The organism is Streptomyces sp. SDT5-1 (assembly GCF_052245995.1).
GTDB lineage: Bacteria > Actinomycetota > Actinomycetes > Streptomycetales > Streptomycetaceae > Streptomyces.
In genome coordinates, this window is the sequence record NZ_CM125963.1 from 4,482,616 (window position 1) to 4,503,923 (window position 21,308).

At 70.1% G+C, this 21,308-nt stretch carries 20 protein-coding genes; 11 read left to right on the forward strand and 9 right to left on the reverse strand.

Going from position 1 to position 21,308, the window contains the following annotated elements:
- Positions 1 to 386 precede the first annotated feature (386 nt).
- On the reverse strand, positions 387 to 1,103 hold the full coding sequence (locus ACTWJ8_RS20640; RefSeq protein WP_443259975.1) for a GntR family transcriptional regulator: 717 nt from the start codon (positions 1,101 to 1,103) through the stop codon (positions 387 to 389).
- 54 nt (positions 1,104 to 1,157) lie between these two features.
- On the opposite strand from ACTWJ8_RS20640, the gene ACTWJ8_RS20645 reads away from it, so the two are divergent.
- On the forward strand, positions 1,158 to 1,979 hold the full coding sequence (locus tag ACTWJ8_RS20645) for a class I SAM-dependent methyltransferase (protein ID WP_443259976.1): 822 nt from the start codon (positions 1,158 to 1,160) through the stop codon (positions 1,977 to 1,979).
- A gap of 107 nt (positions 1,980 to 2,086) precedes the next feature.
- Here the strand turns inward: ACTWJ8_RS20645 and ACTWJ8_RS20650 are convergent, their stop codons facing one another.
- The 3 genes from ACTWJ8_RS20650 to ACTWJ8_RS20660 all read right to left on the reverse strand — a co-directional run bounded on the left by ACTWJ8_RS20650 (position 2,087) and on the right by ACTWJ8_RS20660 (position 4,652).
- A complete protein-coding gene (locus ACTWJ8_RS20650) occupies positions 2,087 to 2,995 on the reverse strand; it encodes a hypothetical protein (RefSeq protein WP_443259977.1) in 909 nt (302 codons plus the stop codon).
- Entirely contained in the window at positions 2,992 to 3,573 is a 582-nt protein-coding gene (locus tag ACTWJ8_RS20655; RefSeq protein ID WP_443259978.1) for a DUF6932 family protein, read from the reverse strand. The genes ACTWJ8_RS20650 and ACTWJ8_RS20655 overlap by 4 nt, the downstream gene beginning before the upstream one ends.
- 350 nt (positions 3,574 to 3,923) lie before the next feature.
- On the reverse strand, positions 3,924 to 4,652 hold the full coding sequence (locus ACTWJ8_RS20660) for a dienelactone hydrolase family protein (protein ID WP_356386311.1): 729 nt from the start codon (positions 4,650 to 4,652) through the stop codon (positions 3,924 to 3,926).
- A gap of 92 nt (positions 4,653 to 4,744) precedes the next feature.
- Here ACTWJ8_RS20660 and ACTWJ8_RS20665 point away from each other — a divergent pair, with 92 nt between their 5' ends.
- The 9 genes from ACTWJ8_RS20665 to ACTWJ8_RS20705 all read left to right on the forward strand — a co-directional run bounded on the left by ACTWJ8_RS20665 (position 4,745) and on the right by ACTWJ8_RS20705 (position 15,327).
- Positions 4,745 to 5,629: a DUF2797 domain-containing protein gene (locus ACTWJ8_RS20665; RefSeq protein ID WP_443259979.1), complete on the forward strand. Its 885-nt coding sequence runs from the start codon at positions 4,745 to 4,747 to the stop codon at positions 5,627 to 5,629.
- A 134-nt stretch (positions 5,630 to 5,763) separates the two neighbouring features.
- Positions 5,764 to 6,132 (forward strand): antibiotic biosynthesis monooxygenase family protein, encoded by a 369-nt coding sequence (locus tag ACTWJ8_RS20670; protein ID WP_356386306.1) that lies wholly within the window; start codon positions 5,764 to 5,766, stop codon positions 6,130 to 6,132.
- Entirely contained in the window at positions 6,089 to 7,054 is a 966-nt protein-coding gene (locus tag ACTWJ8_RS20675; protein WP_443259980.1) for an amidohydrolase family protein, read from the forward strand. Before ACTWJ8_RS20670 ends, ACTWJ8_RS20675 begins: the two co-directional genes overlap by 44 nt.
- Before the next feature lie 82 nt (positions 7,055 to 7,136).
- Positions 7,137 to 7,892 carry a response regulator transcription factor gene (locus tag ACTWJ8_RS20680; protein WP_356386300.1) on the forward strand — a complete coding sequence of 252 codons (756 nt, stop codon included), beginning with the start codon at positions 7,137 to 7,139 and terminating at the stop codon, positions 7,890 to 7,892.
- Positions 7,889 to 9,436: a HAMP domain-containing sensor histidine kinase gene (locus tag ACTWJ8_RS20685; RefSeq protein ID WP_443259981.1), complete on the forward strand. Its 1,548-nt coding sequence runs from the start codon at positions 7,889 to 7,891 to the stop codon at positions 9,434 to 9,436. Before ACTWJ8_RS20680 ends, ACTWJ8_RS20685 begins: the two co-directional genes overlap by 4 nt.
- A 26-nt stretch (positions 9,437 to 9,462) precedes the next feature.
- Positions 9,463 to 10,761, forward strand: a complete 1,299-nt coding sequence (locus tag ACTWJ8_RS20690; protein ID WP_356386297.1) for a bifunctional glycosyltransferase family 2/GtrA family protein — start codon at positions 9,463 to 9,465, stop codon at positions 10,759 to 10,761.
- Complete coding sequence (locus ACTWJ8_RS20695; RefSeq protein ID WP_443259982.1) at positions 10,758 to 12,875, forward strand: ArnT family glycosyltransferase; 2,118 nt, start codon at positions 10,758 to 10,760, stop codon at positions 12,873 to 12,875. The genes ACTWJ8_RS20690 and ACTWJ8_RS20695 overlap by 4 nt, the downstream gene beginning before the upstream one ends.
- A gap of 78 nt (positions 12,876 to 12,953) precedes the next feature.
- Positions 12,954 to 14,468, forward strand: coding sequence for an MFS transporter (locus tag ACTWJ8_RS20700; protein ID WP_356386291.1), 1,515 nt, complete (start codon positions 12,954 to 12,956; stop codon positions 14,466 to 14,468).
- Between the two features lie 76 nt (positions 14,469 to 14,544).
- Positions 14,545 to 15,327, forward strand: a complete 783-nt coding sequence (locus tag ACTWJ8_RS20705; protein WP_443259983.1) for a TetR/AcrR family transcriptional regulator — start codon at positions 14,545 to 14,547, stop codon at positions 15,325 to 15,327.
- Between the two features lie 163 nt (positions 15,328 to 15,490).
- Here the strand turns inward: ACTWJ8_RS20705 and ACTWJ8_RS20710 are convergent, their stop codons facing one another.
- The 4 genes from ACTWJ8_RS20710 to ACTWJ8_RS20725 form a co-directional block, all read right to left on the reverse strand.
- Positions 15,491 to 15,952, reverse strand: a complete 462-nt coding sequence (locus tag ACTWJ8_RS20710) for a PPOX class F420-dependent oxidoreductase (RefSeq protein ID WP_356386285.1) — start codon at positions 15,950 to 15,952, stop codon at positions 15,491 to 15,493.
- A gap of 38 nt (positions 15,953 to 15,990) precedes the next feature.
- On the reverse strand, positions 15,991 to 16,809 hold the full coding sequence (locus ACTWJ8_RS20715) for a YceI family protein (protein WP_443259984.1): 819 nt from the start codon (positions 16,807 to 16,809) through the stop codon (positions 15,991 to 15,993).
- 209 nt (positions 16,810 to 17,018) lie between these two features.
- Positions 17,019 to 19,538 (reverse strand): MFS transporter, encoded by a 2,520-nt coding sequence (locus ACTWJ8_RS20720; protein ID WP_356386279.1) that lies wholly within the window; start codon positions 19,536 to 19,538, stop codon positions 17,019 to 17,021.
- 20 nt (positions 19,539 to 19,558) lie between these two features.
- On the reverse strand, positions 19,559 to 20,041 hold the full coding sequence (locus tag ACTWJ8_RS20725; protein WP_356386276.1) for a MarR family winged helix-turn-helix transcriptional regulator: 483 nt from the start codon (positions 20,039 to 20,041) through the stop codon (positions 19,559 to 19,561).
- Between the two features lie 197 nt (positions 20,042 to 20,238).
- On the opposite strand from ACTWJ8_RS20725, the gene ACTWJ8_RS20730 reads away from it, so the two are divergent.
- Positions 20,239 to 20,451: a hypothetical protein gene (locus ACTWJ8_RS20730; protein ID WP_356386273.1), complete on the forward strand. Its 213-nt coding sequence runs from the start codon at positions 20,239 to 20,241 to the stop codon at positions 20,449 to 20,451.
- A gap of 19 nt (positions 20,452 to 20,470) precedes the next feature.
- Here the strand turns inward: ACTWJ8_RS20730 and ACTWJ8_RS20735 are convergent, their stop codons facing one another.
- Positions 20,471 to 21,250, reverse strand: a complete 780-nt coding sequence (locus tag ACTWJ8_RS20735) for a hypothetical protein (RefSeq protein ID WP_443259985.1) — start codon at positions 21,248 to 21,250, stop codon at positions 20,471 to 20,473.
- Positions 21,251 to 21,308: the final 58 nt, after the last annotated feature.

Sequence of the window (21,308 nt, forward strand, 5' to 3'; positions counted from 1 at the left end):
CTCGCACGAGACGGGCGAGCGGCGGAGGCAACCGGCCGCAGCCGATATGAGCTGCGGAAAGGTCGAGATGCGCTGTTCCGCGCACGGGGCAGAACCCGTACGCGCCCGCCCACTTGGCGCGAGGTGGGGCGGGATTCCCTCAGCACTCTGTTCAGTTCTCAAGCGACCACCAGCGCGGGGCTCCTCAGCACGCAAGAAGCCATCCCGGGCCAGAACCGATCCGGTGGATCGGCGCCGCACCAACAGACTGGACCGGTGGACCGGTCCAGTCAAGCGGTGAAACGGCACTTGAGATTGGAATTGCAGCGTAGATGCAGGTCAGAGCGCTTGACGAAGCATCAAAAAAGCTGGACCGGCGGACCGGTCCAGCTCCATTTTCCTGCCTGCTACATCTCGTACGTCTCCACCTGTTCGAAGAGTGCTGACGGCGTGACCCCCTCCTCGCAGACCAGCGGGCGCCCCTCTTGGTCGTGCGCGGTGTGGAGGACGACAGCGACGGCCGTTGGCATGGGTACTGCCAGTTGGGCGGCTTCCTCCTCGGTGGCGAGACGCACGGTCGTCACATCCACCCCCTCGGCGGGGGCGCGCCCGGTCTGCCTGCGGACGTACCGCGTAGTCCCCTCGGCGAGCGGCGCGGTGTCGGCGAGCCTTGGCGCGGCTTCTCCGATCTCTGGAGGGAACCATGCCTCCACGTAGCTGTGCGGACTACCGTCTGGGAGCTGAAGTACCCGCTTGCGTCGGAGGGCCGCCACGCCGGCATCGATCCCCAGCGCATTCGCGACGCGAGCGGACGGCTCTGCCCAGTCAGGCGCGCCGATCCGCGCGAACGGCATCCCGCCTGTGACGCGTGCACTGCCAGCACGTCGGGCGCCGGCGGGGCGAGCTACGGGTGTTTCTGTGACGACGAAGCCGGTGCCTTGCCTGGCGACCACCACTCCGTCGCTGCGCAGGACATCGACGGCCTTGATGGCGGTTGCCCGCGACACCGACCACTGTTCGGCCAGGTCGCGGCCAGACGGGATCGTGGTTCCTGGGGCGAACTCACCAGCCGCGATGCGAGCGCGCAGGGACTCTGCGATCTCTTCGTATTTCAGGACGGCCATGGCTTCCCCTTCTCCGTACTGGACTGGTCCACCGGTACACACGATACTCCGGGTATGGCGAATCTCGAATTGGCTCCTTCCGTGATGCGGTTCTACGGCGAGACAGTGGACGAAGATAAGCGTTTGCGCAGCTCAGCGGACGGACGCATGGAGCTGGTCAGGACTCAGGAGCTGCTTCGACGCTTCCTGCCGGAGGCTCCTGCGCGTGTGCTGGACGTGGGCGGCGCCACGGGCATCCACGCCGAATGGCTCGTGAAGGACGGTTACGAGGTCACCCTCGTCGACCCCGTGCCTCGTCACGTCGAGACTGCCTCGGCTATCTGTTCCGCCCACGTGGGGGACGCTCGCGACCTGGGGGAGTCGGACAACAGCTTCGATGTTGTGCAGCTTCTCGGGCCGCTCTACCACCTGCCGGATGCTGACGACCGGCGGAAAGCCCTCGCTGAGGCTCACCGCGTGGTGAAGCCCGGTGGACTGGTCGCTGCCGCCGCGATCAACCGCTACGCCTCATTGTTCGAGCACGTGTCGTATGCCCACCTGCACACAGAGCGGATGCGGGAATCCGTCTCCAAGATCCTGGCGACGGGCGAGTACGACGGTGTCCGCGGCTTCACCTTGGCTCACTTTCACCGTGCCGAAGAGCTGGTTGCGGAGCTGGTCGAGTCAGGGCTCACGGATGTTCAGGTCTTTGGCATCGAGGGGCCGGCGTGGTCTCTCGTGAAGGCTGCCGAGCAGCAGCCGGGCGAGGGGCCCACGGATGAGCTGATTGCTTCCGCTCTAGAGGCAGCTCGCATGGCAGAGCCGTACCCGGAGCTGCTCGCTGCCAGCTCCCACCTCCTGGCAGTGGGCAAGGCGCCTGCAGACAGCAATCCCTGACATGAACGCAGGCGTGCCCGTAATTGCGTTCACTGCACCCCGGAGCGCGTAGAGCCCCTTCCGGGGGTCAATAGATACCCCTGGAAGGGCCTGAAATCTGCGGTTCATTAGCCCTCAAAGAGTTGCTCCTGGCCTTCTGCAACTCGCAAGAACCGATACTCGGTCGATCGTTCCCGGCCGATCATATCCATCCTCTTCACTACTTGAACGAGGAAGGAAACAGAAACCCCTAGCTCAAGGTGCATGTCAATCAGGTCATCTGGCTCGATGTGAACGTCATACGCCTTCGATCGACGAGTTGAACCTGTTTTGACCTTGACCAAGCCGGACATGCGCAGTTCAGTGATCTTGCCAGTGACGACCGCCTGTGACCTGTACGTTTTCAACTCGCGAAGGCCTCGAACGTATTCCTTCCCGCGTCCTGAAAGTCGCGAGGATCGCACAGCGCCGTCGAGGCTGCGCCACCGCATCTCCATGGAGAGATCGAACTTATCCAAAGCCAACACAACCCCATCGAGGCCCGGGATTATGCGCTCCCACTGACGGACATCCTGCTCATTCTCTGCGGCGTCAACGAGCTTCAGCAGATCCCGCATGGCGGGGTCTGCTGTCGATGAATCAATCCGACCCATGGCCTCTGCCATTTCCTCGTCGGCGCTGGCCTCTACCTTTGGGCGTACGTGTAGAACGGTACTTCCGTGAGAAAGCCCAGTCAGCTCCAGCTCGACATCTTTCCTAGCGGCCGCTGAAACTCCATCACGAAGCGGCTTGAGTAAGGCATCGCCGATGCGGAAGTCCAAGACTCCTTGCTCTGCGGCCTCGCCACGGAGCCGCACGGTCAACTCTTCTGAGAGTGCGGCCTGAGGGTCGTAGTGACGAGCCGCCTCCAGCCAATGCCGCCTCAGCTCTTCGTCGAACTGGTCATCGCTGGATGGAGGGTCAGCCACCTCCGCAAAGAAGCGCCTGTTCGCCTCGCGGTTCCGCTCTAGAGCACGTTGCCGCCAGGTCGCGCTCATAGGGTCACCTCCAGGTAGCCGCGCCGTGGTGCCGCACTTTCGATGGTGGGCTCACTCTTGTCTACCCCAGAGGACCGACAACGCTGCCACCAGTCATCCCACGCTCCTCTCTCACGAAGGTACGCCTGATCCTCTGCATCCAAACGCTCGGCACGGAACACGGAGACGATCGGCCTGTATCGAACCAGGAGAGGTGACACTCCGAACTCAGCCAGTCTCGACTCTCGCTTGAAGGCGTCGACGAGCCACCGCGTGCCTGGTAGCCCCTTCATGGCCGATGCGGTGCGATCGTCGATCAAGACGGTGAGATCGATGTTCTGCGGATTCACCTTCGTACTGACATAACTTCCTCCGAGCCAGACCGCATGCACCAACGGGATGCCGTCGACAGCCGCACTGTGGCGCTCCTCAAGATCAAAGAAGCGGCTGAGGTAGCTCTCTAAGCCCGTCCAGAGCCGAGATCGCGTCTCTGACTCGTTGAAGATCCTGCCCTTGACTAGCAGTTCTTCTGCGCCCTCGGGGCTGACTCTGTACCTGCCAGGCGGCAAAAACCCATCATTCCCCCACTCAGGTATCACGCGCCCCTCCCCGAGCTTTTGTGACTTACCCCTCGGCACATGATCCTGGTTGTATATGCAATCGGCAAGGTCGCGGTTGCCCCTGACCAGCCCGGCGAGGAGCGGCGGCGGGCCCCACTGACATCAACCGCTGACATCAACACAGGCGTACAACGACGCACGGCAGCAGACTCGGGGCAGCTTCTGCTGATCGGTTCGCGCAGTTCGCTCATCGCGCTTGAGCGATCCGTAGTGGCGTCGCACCCGCCTACGGATCAGAAGGTTGCAGGTTCGAATCCTGCCGAGTGCACATGAAGCAAAGGCCCCGGAGAGATCCGGGGCCTTTGGCGTTGGTGGGGTGCGGGTGGGTGTCAGGCCGGCAGGGGAAGGCATTCGGTGAGGACGGCCAGTACGTCCTGCCAGGCTCGGTGGGCGTGACGGGGGTGGTGGGCGACGCCGGGGCGGACCGTGTGGTCGACCGACGGGTGATGGAAGGCGTGGAGGGCGCCGCCGTAGACCGTGAGGCGCCAGTCGACGTCGGCGGACTGCATCTCGGCGGTGAACGCCTCCCGTTGCTCCGGCGGCATGATCGGGTCTTCCGAACCGACCCCGGCCCACACCGGGCAGCGGATGCGCGCCGCCTCGCCCGGCCGGCCCGTGGTCAGCGCGTTGACCGTCGCGATCGCGCGCAGGTCGACGCCGTCGCGCCCGAGTTCCAGCGCGATCGCTCCCCCGGTGCCGTAGCCGACGGCGGCGATCCGGTCCGGGTCGGTGCGCGGCTCGGCACGGAGCACGTCGAGCGCCGCGTGGCCGATGCCGCGCATCCGGTCGGGGTCCGCGAGCAGCGGCATGCAGCGGGCCAGCATGTCGTCCGGATCGCTGAGGTAGCGGCCACCGTGCAGGTCGAAGGCGAGCGCCACGTATCCCAGCTCGGCGAGCGCGTCGGCCCTGCGGCGCTCGACGTCGCTGAGCCCCACTCCCTCGGGCCCCACCAGGACCGCGGGCCTGCGGTCGTCGCCGGCGGGGAGGGCGAGATGTCCGCTCATCGTGAGGCCGTCGGCCGCGTAGTCGATCGTGCGTGTGGTCATCGTCGTGGTCATGGGGCCTGACGGTAGTGAGCGCCGGGCGCGGGCCGGACCGGGTTCTGCCGCGGGCAGAGGGCGTTGTCAGTGGCGTGCGTCATCCTGCTCGTATGACGTGGTGGTGCACCGGGATGCGGTGGCGTGGGGGACGACCGGTCTTCGGGTGGGTGGCCGACGGCGGCGGCGAGCGGGAGAGCCCGGTGCGGTTCGGGGAGGGGGTCGCGTTCAGGGTGGCCGGGGCGCGGAGGTGTCTCGGGGTGTGGCGGGGCGGCCGGTGGACCGTCTGCCCGGGGCGGGACGCCGTGCCGGTGCGGGGGACGCGGGCGCAGTGCGCGGAGTGCGCCGGGATCGACCGGGCCCGGTCCGTGGCGGCGGACACCATCGCCGACGACCCGCGGCCGTACCACGTGTATTTGGCGTGGTTCGGGGACGGGCTCGTGAAGGTGGGGATCACGGGGACGCGGAGGGGGAGCGATCGGCTGTTGGAGCAGGGGGCCGTGGCCTTCACGTGGCTGGGACGCGGTCCGCTGATGGCGGCGCGGCGGGCCGAGGAGCTGCTGCGGGTGGCGCTCGGGGTGCCGGACCGGATCCCGTACGAGCGGAAGCGGTCCGTGCGGGGCGGGCTGCCGCCGGAGCCGGAGCGGGCCGCCGAGCTGGTGCGGGCGCACGGCGTCGCGGCGGGGCTCGACGGCTGGCCGGAGTCGCTGGAGCGGCTGCCGTGCCGGGTGGTGGATCACGGGGAGGCGTTCGGGCTCGAGGCCGTCGACCGGGTGGACGCCGTGGTGAGCGGGCTCGGGGAGGGGACCGTCGTGGCGGGGAGGGTCGTCGCCGCGGCCGGACCCGATCTGCATCTGGTGGAGGGGGACGACGGGCGGCGGCTCGTCGTGGACGTGCGGGTGCTCGCCGGGTGGCCGTTGGAGCGCGTGCCGGAGGGGGCCGGCGGGGCGGCGCCCGAGGTGCGGGACGTGCCGGCGGTGCAGGGCGGGCTCTTTTGAACGGCCGGCCCGGCGCCCATTCAAGGGTCGGCCCCCGCTGAACGGCCGACCCGACCCCTGCTGAACGGCCGCCCGACCCCCGCCGATCCTCCCGCCCCCTTTTCCCCCGCCGAGGAACAGGAGATCGTACGGTCATGAGTGATCACGCCGATGTGGCTGACGGGGCGGCGGCGCCCCGCCCGTTGCCCGCCTTCGAACCGCCCTACTACGTCGTGGTGTTCAGCTCCGTGCGGACCCCGGGGGACCGCGGATACGGGGAGGCGGCCGACCGGATGGACGAGCTGGTCAAGGAGATCCCCGGGTATCTGGGGCACGAGTCGGCGCGCAATCCCGGCGGGCTCGGCATCACCGTCTCGTACTTCCGCGACTCCGCCGCCATCGAGCAGTGGCGGTCCGTCGGCGAGCACCGCGCCGTGCAGAAGCAGGGCCGCGCCGAGTGGTACGAGCGGTACACGGTGCATGTCGCGAAGGTGGAGCGCAGCCAGGAGTTCGAGCGTGAGTGAGACACCCTCCGCCCACGGATCTGGCCCCGGCCCCGCCGCCGCGCCCGAGGACGAGGCCGCCCAGGTCGCCGCCTTCCTCGACCGCCACCGGCTCCCCGGCCTCGTCGACGTGCACACCCACTTCATGCCCGAGCGCGTCCTGCGCAAGGTGTGGGCCTACTTCGACTCCGCAGGACCGCTCGTCGGCACCGAGTGGCCGATCACGTACCGCGAGGAGGAGGACCAACGGCTCGGCCGGCTCCGGGAGTTCGGGGTGCGGGCCTTCACCTCGATGCTCTACCCGCACAAGGCCGGCATGGCGCGCTGGCTGAACGAATGGGCCGCCGACTTCGCGGCCCGGACGCCCGACTGCCTGCACACCGCCACGTTCTTCCCCGAGCCGGGCGTCGAGACGTATGTGCGCGAGACACTGGAGGCGGGCGCCCGGGTGTTCAAGGCGCACGTGCAGGTGGGCGCGTACGAGCCGAACGATCCGCTGCTCGACCCCGTGTGGGGCATGCTCGCCGAGGCCGGGACACCGATCGTGACGCACTGCGGATCGGGCCCCGCGCCCGGAAAGCACACGGGCCCCGAGCCCATCGCCCGGCTGCTCGCCCGGCACCCCCGGCTGCCGCTGGTGATCGCGCACATGGGGATGCCCGAGTACACCGACTTCCTCGACCTCGCGGAGCGGTACCCGCAGGTGCGCCTCGACACGACGATGGCGTTCACCGACTTCGTCGAGCGGAAGGCGCCGTTCCCACGGAGCGAGTCGGGGAGGCTCGCCGACCTCGGCGACCGGGTGCTGCTCGGCACCGACTTCCCGAACATTCCGTACCCGTACGTGCATCAGCTGGAGTCGATCGAGCGGCTCGGTCTCGGCGAGGACTGGGTGCGCGCGGTGTGCAGGGAGAACGCCGCGGCGCTGTTCCGGCTCGGCTGAACGCCGACTCCTTATCGGTTTCTCAGAGTTTTCACAGGTTCGGGAAAGGGTGCTCTCAGAGGCGCGGCGCAGGCTTGCCGTCATGACCGCGACCTCGCCCCAGGGGCGTACCGAACTGCTGAGGCCGGACGGGAGTCCCGTCCGGGTGCTTGTCGTGGACGACGAGCAGTCCATCACCGAGCTGCTGTCCATGGCCCTGCGTTACGAGGGCTGGCAGCTGCGCACCGCGAGCGACGGCGGCGGAGCCGTGCAGACCGCGCGCGAGTTCCGCCCCGACGCCGTCGTGCTCGACATGATGCTGCCGGACATGGACGGGCTCAGCGTGCTCGGCCGGATGCGCCGCGAGCTGCCCGACGTGCCCGTGCTCTTCCTGACCGCGAAGGACGCCGTCGAGGACCGGATCGCCGGGCTCACGGCGGGCGGCGACGACTACGTCACCAAGCCGTTCAGCCTGGAGGAGGTCGTCGCACGCCTGCGCGGGCTGATCCGCAGGACCGGCGCCGCCGACCGGCGCAGCGAGTCCGTGCTCGTCGTCGGCGATCTGATGCTCGACGAGGACAGCCACGAGGTGTCGCGCGGCGGGGACAACATCCACCTCACCGCCACCGAGTTCGAGCTGCTCCGCTTCCTCATGCGCAATCCGCGCCGCGTGCTCAGCAAGGCGCAGATCCTGGACCGCGTGTGGTCGTACGACTTCGGGGGCCAGGCGAACGTCGTCGAGCTCTACATCTCGTACCTGCGCCGGAAGATCGACGCCGGGCGCGAGCCGATGATCCACACCCGGCGCGGCGCCGGTTACCTGATCAAGCCGGCCGTGGCCGCCACCGCGTCGTCGTGAAGCGCGGGGGCCGGCCCCAGACGCTGCGCACCCGGCTCGTCGTCACGGCCGTCGCGATGATGGCCGTGGTGGCGGCGGTGATCGGCGTCGTGTCGACCGTGTCGCTGCACTCGTACCTGTACGACGAGCTCGACAAGCAGGTGTCCGGCATAGCGATGCGCGCGGGCGGGCCGAAGGGCGACCTCCCCGGGGCCGGTCCCATGGGCCAGAAGGACTTCGGCGACCTCGCGTTCGTGACCGTGGGCTCGCCCGAGGGCACCATCGGCGTCGAGGTCAGCGGCGGACAGGCCGTCGACGGGAAGGTCAGCGCCGAGGGCACGACCGACGCCGGCGGCAGGCAGCTCCAGACGGAGAAGCTGTCCCAGGAGGTGCTCGACGTCCTGGAGGAAGAGGTCCCCCAGGCCGACGACCACCATGCCCACACCGTCGACCTCCCCGGCCTCGGCAGCTACCGCGTCCAGTACGTCTCCGGGGCCAACGGCGACTACTACGTGGGCCGCCCCACCGAACAGGTCGACTCCACCGTCAACAAGCTGATCGTCACCGAGCTGCTCGTCGCCGGCGCCGCACTCGTGGCCGCCGGAGCCGCCGGGGCGATCATGGTCGGCGTCAATCTGCGGCCGCTGCGCCGCGTCGCCGCCACGGCCACCCGCGTCTCCGAACTCCCGCTGCACAGCGGCGAGGTGACCCTCTACGAACGAGTCCCCGAGTCCGAGGCAGACCCCAGGACCGAGGTCGGCCAGGTCGGCGCCGCGCTCAACCGCATGCTCGACCATGTGCACGGCGCCCTCGAAGCACGCCAGCAGAGCGAGACGCGGGTGCGCCAGTTCGTCGCCGACGCCAGCCACGAGCTGCGTACGCCCCTGGCCTCCATCCGCGGCTACGCCGAACTCACCCGGCGCGGCCGCGAGGTGACCGGGCCCGACACCCGGCACGCGCTCGGCCGCATCGAGTCCGAGGCGGACCGGATGACCGGGCTCGTCGAGGACCTGCTGCTGCTCGCCCGGCTCGACGCCGGAAGACCGCTGTCGTACGAGCCGACGGACCTGTCGCCGCTCGTCGTCGACGCGCTCAGCGACGCCCGCGCCGCCGACCAGGGCCACGACTGGCGCCTCGAGCTGCCCGACGAACCGGCCACCGTGCTCGCCGACTCCGCGCGGCTGCACCAGGTCCTGGTCAATCTGCTCGCCAACGCCCGGACGCACACGCCCCCGGGCACGACGGTCACCGCCCGCGTGCACCGGCACGGCCCCTGGGTCTGCCTCGACATCCAGGACGACGGCCCCGGCATCCCGCCCGAGCTGCTGCCGCACGTCTTCGAACGGTTCGCGCGGGGCGACTCCTCGCGGTCCCGGAAGGCGGGCTCGACCGGGCTCGGCCTCGCCATCGTGCAGGCCGTCGCGGCGGCGCACGGCGGCACGGTGACGGTCGCCAGCGTGCCGGGCCGCACCGTGTTCACGGTGCATCTGCCGGCCCATGTCGCACCCGTCACCCTCACGCCGTCGTACTCACAGGCGGGGCAAAGCTTCACCACACAGCCCTAACAGGGCAGTTGGCGAATGTCGGTGGCATGCGAACCGACTCTTCTCCGGGCATCGACCCCACCGCCTCCACCGGGTTCGGAACGCTGCCGGCGCGGGAGCACCTCCCGGTCGGCAGCGGCGATGCGCCGGTCCTGGACGTTGTCATCCCCGTCTACAACGAGGAGAAGGACCTCGGTGAGTGCGTGCGCAGGCTGCACCACCACCTGGTCCGCACCTTCCCCTACCCCTTCCGCATCACCGTCGCGGACAACGCCTCCACCGACAGCACCCCGAAGGTGGCGCACGGACTGACCGAGGAGTTCCGCGAGGTGCGGAACTTCCGGCTCGAACAGAAGGGCCGCGGCCGCGCCCTGCGCACGGTGTGGTCGGCGTCCGACGCCCCCGTCCTCGCGTACATGGACGTGGACCTCTCCACCGACCTGAACGCCCTGCTGCCGCTGGTGGCGCCGCTGATCTCCGGCCACTCCGAACTCGCGATCGGCTCCCGGCTCGCCCGCGCGAGCCGCGTCGTGCGCGGCACCAAGCGCGAGTTCATCTCCCGCACCTACAACCTGATCCTGCGGGGCTCCCTCCAGGCCCGCTTCTCCGACGCCCAGTGCGGCTTCAAGGCGATCCGGCGCGATGTCGCGCAGGTGCTGCTGCCGCTGGTCGAGGACACCGGCTGGTTCTTCGACACCGAACTCCTCGTGCTCGCCGAGCGGGCCGGTCTGCGCATCCACGAGGTGCCCGTCGACTGGGTCGACGACCCGAACTCGACCGTGCACATCGTCAAGACCGCGACCGACGACCTCAAGGGCGTGTGGCGCGTCGGCAGGGCGCTCGCCACCGGCTCGCTCCCCCTCGACCGGCTCGCCCGCCCCTTCGGCGACGACCCGCGCGACCGCAACCTCACCGACGTGCCCAGGGGCCTGGCCCGCCAGCTCCTCGGCTTCTGCGTCGTGGGCGGCCTGTCGACGCTGCTGTACCTGCTGCTGTACTCCGGGTTCCGTACGTTCTCGGGGGCGCAGCTCGCCAACGCGCTGGCCCTGTTCGTCTCGGCGATCGCCAACACGGCGGCCAACCGGCGACTCACCTTCGGGGTGCGCGGCCGCGACAAGGCGGTGCGCCACCAGGCCCAGGGCATCGTCGTCTTCGGCATCGGCTGGGCGCTGACCAGCGGCTCGCTCGCCGCGCTCCAGACCGCGTCCGGCAACCCCGCGCACTCCACCGAGCTGATCGTGCTGATCGCGGCCAACCTCGCGGCGACGATCCTGCGCTTCCTGCTCTTCAGGGCGTGGGTGTTCAACGACCAGCGCCACGAAACCGACTCCGGGACCCTCCGATGACCACAGACATCCGACCCACGTACGAAGCGCCGCCCGCGGCGCCCGCCGAATCACCGCCGCGCCGGGCCGGGTTCCTGACGCGCGTGTGGCGCGGCAGGCCCGACGACCCGCGCTGGGCCCGCCCCGCCTTCCTCGCGATGCTCCTCGTGATCGCGGCGGCCTACTTCTGGAACCTGTCCTCCTCCGGCTACGCCAACTCCTTCTACTCGGCGGCGGCCCAGGCGGGCAGCGAGAGCTGGAAGGCGTTCTTCTTCGGCTCGTCGGACGCGGCCAACGCGATCACCGTCGACAAGCCGCCGGCCGCGCTGTGGCCGATGGGCCTCTCGGTCCGGATCTTCGGCCTGAGCTCCTGGGCGATCCTCGCCCCGCAGGTCCTGATGGGCGTGGCCACAGCGGGCGTGCTGTACGGGGCGGTGCGCCGCCGGTTCAACGCCGCCGCGGGCCTGATCGCCATGGTGGTGCTCGCGACGACGCCGGTCGCCGCGCTGATGTTCCGCTTCAACAACCCGGACGCGCTGCTCGCGCTCCTGATGACCGTCACGGTGTACTGCGTGCTGCGCGCCATGGAGCACGGCCGCACCAAGTGGCTGGTCTGGGCGGGCGTCGCCGTCGGCCTCGCCTTCCTCACCAAGACGCTCCAGGCCTTCCTGATCCTGCCGCCGCTGGCGGTCCTCTACGCGGTGTGCGCGCCGGTACGGGTCCGCAAGCGGTTCGGTCAACTCGCCCTGGCCGCCCTCGCGATGATCGTGTCCGGCGGCTGGTGGGTGGCGGCCGTCGAGCTGTGGCCCGCGTCCTCGCGCCCGTACATCGGGGGCTCCCAGAACAACTCGTTCCTTGAACTGACCTTCGGCTACAACGGACTCGGCCGCATCAACGGCGAGGAGACCGGCTCGGTCGGCGGCGGTGGCGGCGGCATGGGCGGCGGCACCGGACAGTGGGGCGAGACGGGCCTCACCCGGATGTTCAACTCCGAGATCGGCAGCCAGATCTCGTGGCTGCTCCCCGCCGCGCTGATTCTGCTGGTCGCGGGCGTGATCCTGACGTGGAGGGTCCGGCGCACCGACCTGACGCGCGCCGCGTTCCTCGCGTGGGGCGGCTCGCTGCTGATGACCGGCCTGGTCTTCAGCTTCATGGCGGGCATCTTCCACCAGTACTACACGGTGGCCCTGGCCCCGTACCTCGCGGCGGTCGTCGGCATGGGGGCCGTGGCGCTGTGGGAGCGGCGGGCGCGGGTGGCCTGGGCGGTGACGCTGGGCGCGGCGGTCGTGGCGTCGGCCGTGTGGGCGTACGTGCTGCTCGGCCGGACCTCGGACTACCTGCCGTGGCTGCGCTGGGCCGTGCTGATCGGCGGCCTCGTGGCGGGGCTCGGCCTCGCCCTCGCGGGCCGACTGAACCGTCGACTGGCGCTCGGCGCGGCCGGGTTGGGCCTCGTCGCGTCGCTGGCCGCGCCGACCGCGTACACCGTCTCGACGCTGAACACCGGGCACACCGGGTCGATCGTGACGGCGGGTCCCTCCGGGTCGAGCATGATGGGCGGTCCCGGCGGTGGCGCAGGCAAGGGCGGCTTCCCGGGCGGCGGCAAGCCGGGCCAGACCGGAAAGGGCGGCACGATGCCGCAGCCCCCGACCGGCGGCGGCAACGCCAAGGGCGGCTTCCCCGGCGGCGGCATGCCCGGCCAGAACCAGAAGGCCACCGGCAAGACCGGTGGCACCAAGGCCGGAGGCCGCGGTGGCGGTGGCGGCATGGGTGGCCTCCTCAACGGCGCCCAGGTCAGCGCCAAGGCCAAGAACCTCCTCCAGCAGAACGCCGACGACTACACCTGGGCCGCCGCCACGGTCGGCTCGCAGAACCAGGCGAGCTACCAGCTGGCGACCGGCGACCCGGTCATGGCGATCGGCGGCTTCAACGGCACCGACCCGTCCCCGACGCTCGCCCAGTTCAAGCAGTACGTCGAGGACGGGAAGATCCACTACTTCATCGGCAGCGGATCCGGCGGCGGCATGGGCGGCTCGAGCTCCGGCTCCGCTTCGAAGATCACCAAGTGGGTCGAGGCCAACTTCAAGAAGGTGACGGTCGGAAGCAGCACGTTCTACGACCTGACCCAGCCCGAATAAAAGTTGCTTGTACGGCGTACAGCAATACCTCTACGGTGTACGGGACACATCAGTCCCGTACACCGTAGAGGAGTACCCATGGCGCCCACGGCCGACCCGGCCATCGAGGCACCCCGCACCGCGTCCGGCGGCCACCCGCAGCGCTGGATCATCCTCGGCGTCATCTGCCTCGCGCAGCTGACCGTGCTGCTCGACAACACCGTCCTGAACGTCGCGATCCCCTCCCTCACCCGGGAGCTGGGCGCCTCGACGTCCGACATCCAGTGGGTGATCAGCGCCTACTCGCTCGTCCAGTCCGGGCTCCTGCTCACCGCGGGCAGCAGCTCCGACCGCTACGGCCGCAAGAAGATGCTCGCGGCGGGCCTCGCGATCTTCGGCGTCGGCTCGCTGGTCGCGGGCCTCGCCGGGACCACCGGGCAGCTGATCGCCGCGCGGGCCGGCATGGGCGTCGGCGGCGCGCTGCTCATGACCTCCACGCTCGCGGTCGTCGTGCAGATCTTCGACGACGCCGAGCGCGTGAAGGCGATCGGCCTGTGGGCCACGGTGAACTCGCTCGGCTTCGCCGTCGGACCGCTGCTCGGCGGCGTGATGCTCGACCACTTCTGGTGGGGCTCGATCTTCCTCATCAACATCCCGGTCGCGGTGATCGGCCTGATCGCGGTCGTCGCGCTCGTCCCCGAGTCGAAGAACCCGCAGGGCGACCGGCCCGACCTGCTCGGCGCGCTGCTCTCGACCATCGGCATGACCGGGATCGTCTACGCGATCATCTCGGGCCCCGACGACGGCTGGACCTCCACGCCGACCCTGACGTCGGCCGCGATCGGCATCGTCGTCATGGCCGCGTTCGTGGCATGGGAGCTACGGATCCCGCACCCGATGCTCGACATGCACTTCTTCCGGAACCAGAAGTTCACGGGCGCGGTGACCGGCGCGATCCTCGTCGCCTTCGGCATGGGCGGCTCGCTGTTCCTGCTCACCCAGCACCTTCAGTTCGTGCTCGGGTACGGGCCGTTGGAGGCCGGTCTGCACACCGCGCCGCTGGCGCTCACCGTCGTCGTGCTCAACCTGACCGGCGTCGGCGCGCGGCTGCTGCCGAAGACGGGCACGCCGCTCCTCATCGCGACGGGCATGACGTGCATGGCGGCGGGGCTCGCGGCGATCGCCGTGTTCGGCGGCGACGGCTACGGCGGCATGCTGCTCGGCCTGGTCGTCATGGGCGCGGGCATCGCGTTCGCCATGCCGGCCATGGCCAACGCGATCATGAGCGCGATCCCGCCGGAGAAGGCGGGCGTGGGCGCGGGCGTGAACGGCACGCTCGCGGAGTTCGGCAACGGGCTGGGGGTCGCCGTCCTCGGCGCGGTCCTCAACGCCCGGTTCGGCGCGCTCGTCGCGGTGTCCGCGGCCTCGTTCCCCGCGGCGCTCGCGGCGGCGGACTCGGCGGGCGAGAAGGCCCGGATCAGCGACGCCTTCGCCTCCGGCCTGGAGACCAGCCAACTGGTCGGCGCGGCCGCGGTCCTCGCCGGCGGCCTGCTCGCGGCGGCGTTGCTGCGCAGGGCGGAACGAGCAGAATCCGCAGCGGTGACTTCCGCTTAGCATCGGTGCGGGCGGGGAGCGGTCCTGTGCGCAGGCCGCCCCGCCCGCGTACGAGGAGACCCTGGGAAGGAACGCCATGGCGAAGGCAGCGCGGATGAGCGTCTGGCTCGAGGACACGGACGGCGCCGCGGAGCCCAAGCCCAGAGCCTCGCGCGGCCGGCGCGCCGAGCAGCCGAGCGGCCTCGACCGGGAGCGGATCACCGAGGCGACGGTGCGGCTCCTGGACGCGGAGGGTCTCGCCAAGTTCTCCATGCGGCGCCTGGCGGGCGAGCTGGGTGTCACCGCGATGTCCGTCTACTGGTACGTCGACACCAAGGACGACCTCCTCGAACTCGCCCTCGACCAGGCCTTCGGCGAGCTGGAGATCCCGGACACGGACGCGGACGAGCTGCCGGACTGGCAGACGCAGTTGCGCGAACTGGCCTCCACGTACCGACGGTTGCTGGTCCGGCACCCGTGGATCTCGCCGCTCGTCGGCAACTACCTCAACATCGGGCCGAAGTCGCTGCTGTTCTCGCGCGCGGTGCAGCGGGTGATCGCCCGCACCGGCCTCTCGCTGCCGCAGCAGCGCGGGGCCGTCGCGTCCGTCTTCCAGTTCGTGTACGGCTACGGCACCGTCGAGGGCCACTTCCGGCAGCGCTGCGCCGAGGTGGGCCTCACGCAGGACGAGTACTTCCACAAGGCGATGGCGGCATTCTCCGTCCCGGAGGAGATGGCGGAGGACTTCCGGCACGCCGAGCGGATGATGGAGGCGGTGGAGGAGGTGGGCGACGTCGACGCGATGCGCGACGTCGACTTCCAGGTGGCCCTGGACCTCCAGGTGGCCGGCATCGAGGCCCTCGTGGCCAACCGTGCGTGACGCCACGGGGCTCCGCCCCGGACCCCGCGCCTCAATCGCCGGCGGGGCTTCAATGTGTCGATCTGACGCTTGATCACGGGCCTGAATCGACCAAATCAAGCCCCTGCGGCGATTGAGCAGCGGGGTCCGGGGCGGAGCCCCGTGGCCGTAACGCCGGTGCCGCCTACGCCAGACGCGCCGGGAACCCGCCCGTGGCCACGGGGCCCCACTTCTCCGGGGTGACGCGGATGATGGACTTGCCCTGCTTGACCATCGCCTCGCGGTACTCGTCCCAGTCCGGGTGCTCCCCCGAGATGCACCGGAAGTACTCGACGAGCGGCTCGACGGAGTCGGGGGAGTCGATGACCTCGGCCGACCCGTCGATCTGCACCCACGGCCCGTTCCACTCGTCGCTGAGCACGACGAGGCTGACCCGCGGATTCCGCTTCGCGTTCCGCGTCTTGGCCCGCTCCGGGTACGTGGAAACGACGATCCGCCCGTCGCCGTCGACCCCGCAGGTCAGAGGTGAGGCCTGCGGGGACCCGTCGGCGCGGGCGGTGATGAGGAGGGCGCGGTGCCGGGGGCGTACGAAGTCGAGCAACTCGTCGCGGGAGACACGGGTGTTGGTCGCGATGTTCGGAGCCATGACCGCACCCTAACCCCGGCCACCGACACCGCGGGGCGTCACATCTGCGGCAGTGTGTCGCCCTGTACGGCCTGGATGTCGAGCTCGACCTTCAGCGTCGCGCCGATCGCCGCGATGCCGGCCTGCACGACCTGGTTGTAGTTCATCGCGAAGTCCTCGCGCTTCAGCTCGGCCGTGGCCTTGAACGCCGCGCGGGTGCCGCCCCACGGGTCGGCGCCGGTGCCGAGGTAGCTGAGGTCGAGGTCGACCTCGCGGGCGATGCCGTGCAGGCTCAACTGGCCGTGCACGGTCCACCGGTCGGTGCCGGCGGGCTCGATGCCGGTCGACCGGTAGGTGATCTCCGGGTACGTCTCGACGTCCAGGAAGTCCGCGGACTTCAGGTGGCCGTCGCGCATGCCGTTGCCGGTGTCGATGGACGCCGCGTTGATGACGGCCTCGACCCGCGACTTCTCGACGTCCTGCGCTATGTCGATGCGCGCCGAGAAGTCGGTGAACCGGCCGTGCACCGAGGTGATCCCCAGGTGCTGCGCCGTCGCCGCGACCGTCGAGTGCATCGGGTCGACCATCCAGGGCCCGGGCGGCGGCAGCTCGGCCCCGCCCTGCCGGTGCAGCACGATGCTGCCCACGTCGGCCCGGCCGCTCGCCGTCACCATGGCGGTGGAGGCGGCGGGTGCGTAGCCGACGGCGGTGACGATGACCGTGTAGGGACCGGGCGCGAGGGTGGCCGGGTCGTGCACGGCGCCCTCGTCATCGGCCTCGGCCCGCAGCACCTGCGACCCGGTCATGTCGGTCACCGTGACGACGGCGTGCGGCAGGGCCCACCCGTCCCGCGTGCGGATCCGCGCGCTCAGTCCCATGCTTCTGATCTCCTTGCTCAAGTTCATACGTACGTAAGGGCGCCGGTCATTGCTCCCCTTACGTGGACGGGCCCCGGCCGGCCTGCGTCACGGCCGTCCCCTGCCGTGTGGCGACGCCGCCGGGTCCGGGGCCCATTCTCACAACCGGGCCTGTGTGGTTCGCGTCCGCTCAAAGCGCGAACCACACCTTCAGGTGGCCCGGGGTCTCGTCACTCGCCGGGGTGGGCGAGTTCGATGTCGTGGCCGTCGACGCCGCTGCCGTTGACGCTCAGGCCCGTGGCCACCGGCGGGTAGCCGGTCGCGATGACGGTGTACTCGCCGCCGTCCAGGTCGGTGAAGGCGTACGCGCCGTCCTCACCGGTGGTGGCGGTGGCGACCACGTTGCCCGCGGCGTCCACCAGCGTGACCCGCGCGTCGTTCAGCGCGCGGCCCGCGGCCCGGACGGTGCCCTGCACCTGGGAGCCGGAGTTCAGGTCGATCTCGACGCGGGTGACACCGGAGCCGGTGACCTCGACGGGCAGCGCGGTGGGGCGGTGCCCCGGAGCGTTCACGGCGATGGTGACCGGGCCGGGAACCAGCTCGGCGAAGGTGAACTCGCCGCCCTGGCCGGACTGACCCGTGGCGAGCACGTCGCCGCGGACGTCGGTGACGATGACCATGGCCCCGGCGACCGGCGCCTTGGTCTCGCTGGCCCGCACCACACCGGTCAGGCCGCTGGTCCCGCTGAGCAGGATGTCGTACGCGACCGCCTCCTCGCCGACGAGGACCGTGGAGGCCTGCGGCTGGTAGCCGTCGGCCGACGCGATCAGGACGTAGGAGCCGGCGCCGGGGGCGTCGACGCTGTACGAACCGTCGCCCTGGGCCACGGCGCGGCCCAGCTGACGGCCGCCGAGGGAGATCAGCGTGACCGCGGCGCGCGGCACCGGCGCGGACTCGGCGCCGCGGACGAAGCCGCGGACGGGGGTGCCGCCGCCGACCGGGGCGTCGCCACCGGCCGAGGCCACGGCGGCGAGCCGCTGGGTCTGGGTGTCGGCCGCGGGCTCACCCGCGCCGACCAGGCTCGGCACCGGCTCCGGCGCGGGCGCCGGGGCAGCGGCCTGGGCCGGGGCGGCGGCGGGCGCCGAGTCGCCCTGTGCGGCCTGTTCGAGGGCTCCGGTGGTACGCAGGGGAACCTCCTTGATGAAGATCGTGAAGACGAACGCCAGGAACGCGATGGGCGCGGCGTACAGGAAGATGTCGGCGATGCCGGCCCCGTACGCGGCCTCCAGCCAGTTGCGGATCGGGCCGGGCAGCGCGGACATGTCCGGCAGCTCGCCGCCGGCCATCGCCTTGCCCGCGGCCTGCTGCTCCTGCGGGCTGAGCGAGCCGATGGTGTCGGTGGCGTGGTGGCTGATCCGGGTGGTCATGACGGAGCCGAGCGCCGAGACGCCGATGGTGCCGCCGAGGGACCGGAAGAAGGTCACCATCGAGGAGGCGGAACCGAGATCCTGGGGGGCGACCTGGTTCTGCGTGCTCAGCACGAGGTTCTGCATCATCATGCCGACGCCGAGGCCGAGCAGCGCCATCCAGATCGCGACGCGCCAGTACGGGGTGTCGTACTCGATGGTGCCGAGCAGACCCAGGCCCGCGGTCAGGAAGAGACCGCCGGCGACCAGCCAGGCCTTCCACTTGCCTGTCCGGGTGATGATCTGGCCGGAGACGGTGGAGGAGATGAAGAGTCCACCGATCATCGGGATCGTCATGACACCCGACATCGTGGGCGTCTTGCCGCGCGCCAGCTGGAAGTACTGCGAGAAGTACACGGTGCCCGCGAACATCGCGACACCGACGAACAGCGAGGCGACCGAGGCCAGCGTGATGGTGCGGTTCTTGAAGAGGCGCAGCGGGATGATCGGCTCGGCGGCCTTGGCCTCGACGAGCACGAAGATCAGGGCGAGCACGATCGCGCCGCCGACCATCGTGTACGTCTGCCACGACAGCCAGTCGTACTTGTCGTCGGCGAAGGTGACCCAGATGAGGAGCAGGCAGACCGCGGCGGTGATGAAGAAGGCGCCGGCCCAGTCGACCTTGACCTTCCGCTTGAGCACCGGCAGGTGCAGCGTCTTCTGGAGCACGATCAGGGCGATCAGCGCGAAGGGCACACCGACGAAGAGGCAGTAGCGCCAGCCGAGCCAGTCGGTGTCGGTGATGACGCCGCCGAGCAGCGGGCCACCGACGGTCGCGACGGCGAACGTGGCGCCGAGGTAACCGGAGTAACGGCCGCGCTCACGCGGGGAGATCATGGCGGCCATGATGATCTGCGCCAGGGCGGACAGACCGCCGGCGCCGATGCCCTGGATCGCACGGGCGGTGATCAGCATGCCCGGGTTCTGCGCGAGACCCGCGACGACCGAGCCCACCACGTAGACGATCAGGGCTATCTGGACCAGGGCCTTCTTGCTGAACAGGTCCGCCATCTTGCCCCACAGGGGCGTGGTGGCGGTCATGGCGAGCAGCGAGGCCGTGACGACCCAGGTGTACGCGGACTGGCCGCCGCCCAGGTCGCCGATGATCTTCGGCAGGGCGTTGGTGACGATCGTCGACGAGACGATGGCGGCGAACATGCCGAGCAGCAGCCCGGACAGCGCCTCCATGACCTGCCGGTGCGTCATGGCAGCCCCGGCTCCGGGGGCGGCCCCTGAATGCTTGGGATGGCTGCCCCGCACACCGGACGGTGTGGTTGTTGCCATGGGATTCCTTTTCTTACGTCTTACGCGGGTGTACGGGTGGTGGCCTGCGGAACCGTCGTTCGGGCCCCTGCGGTGCGGCAGTCGCCGAAGCTGTCGCGCAGCCGCGTCATGAGGGTGATCAACTGATCGACCTCGTCGTCGGACCAGTCGCTCAACCGGTCGGCGAGCAGTTGGGTGCTCAGTTCGTTGAGCACCTCCAGCTGCTTCAAGCCCTTGTCGGTGAGGCTGAGGATGCGCGAACGCTTGTCGGCGGGGTCGGGACGACGCTCGATCCAGTCACGGTCCACCACGTGTGCCACGTGCCTGCTGGCCACGGACACGTCCACGGCGAGCAGCTCGGCCATGCGGCTCATCCGCATGTCGCCGTAGCGCTTGAGCAGGGTGAGAACGGCGGCCGATCCGGTCGGGCAGTCGTGCGGCATGATCCGCGCCATGTCCCTCTTGACGGCTCCGAAGGCGCTCATCTGTCGCGCCAGCTCGTCGTAGTGACGTTGTGCGGCCACGGCACCTCCTGACCAAAAGATCTTTATTTGTTGCTTAGGGCAACCATAGAAGCAGTTGGTTGCCACAGGCAAACGAAAAGGGGTGATCGCGAATAAAATCGCGGCAAAGATCGAGTGCAAATCAGTAAAGTCGCAGCTCAGACGGGTCGCCAACGGACTGTGGCGCCCTTCGCGGCAATTCGCTAGGGTCCTGCTCCATGGCTAACAACCCCCAAGGTCCCGGCCCCCAGGGCACGCCCGACCCCGCGGGCAGCACCCAGATGTTCCGCGCCTTCGTCGACGAACAGCAGCCTCAGGGGCGCCGCCAGGCGGCCGCACCCGCGAAGTCGGGCCCCGGCGCCGGCCTGATCGTCGGCATCGTGCTCGCGGTCGTCGTCGTCGCGGCGGTCGCCTGGCTCGCGTTCAAGTAGTCCGCTCCCCGGAGGCGGCTCACTTCCAGTCGACGTCGACGTCCTTCGTCTCCAGGCGCATCCCGAGCGGGACGCGCCACGAGTCGACGCACACCGTCCACGTCTTCCGCACCTGCTCCCCGGCCCCGATGGGCACGGGGAGCTTCTTGGTGACCTCGAGGGTCGCCCAGTCGATCCCCAGCGCGCCGATGACGTGCGTCTCGAACGTGGCGGTGCCCGAACGCACGGCGCTGCCACCGGAGTTGGTCAGCGGCAGCGTCACCTTCTGGCACCAGCGCTTGTCCGCCTTCTTCAGCACGGGCTCGCCCACCTTGAGCACGGCGGGGCCCGCGGGGCTCGATCCGCCGGAGCCGCCCGACCCCGTCGAGGGCGACGCCGAGGGTTCTTCGTCCCCGCCCTTGCCGGGAGCGGCGCCCTTCGGGGGCTTCGCCGCGCCGGACGGCGCACCGCTCCCGCTCGGGCTCTCCCCGCTCGCGGGTACGTCGCCGAGCCCGGCCGCGCCGCCGGCCTCCGGTGCGCCGCCCGTGGCCTTCCCCGCCGGGGCGCCCCCGGCAGCGGAAGACCCACCGGGGCTGTCCGCCTCCGGTGGGTCGAGAGGTACGAGCCGCACCTTGCCGGTGGGTGCGACCCGGTCGCCCGGCTTCGTGGGCGCGGCTCCCGCCGCACCCACGGCCACGTAGCCGTCGGGTCCTTCACCGCCGTCGAGGGCGACGACGACGCCCGTGCTCGCGCACACCACGGCGACCGAAGCGACGCCGACGGCGGCCTTCCTGTGACCGAGCAACCAAGTCCGCAGCATCGCGCCAGTGTGTCTGACGCGCCGTCAAATCGGAAGACCGGGACCCGGGTTGCGGGAA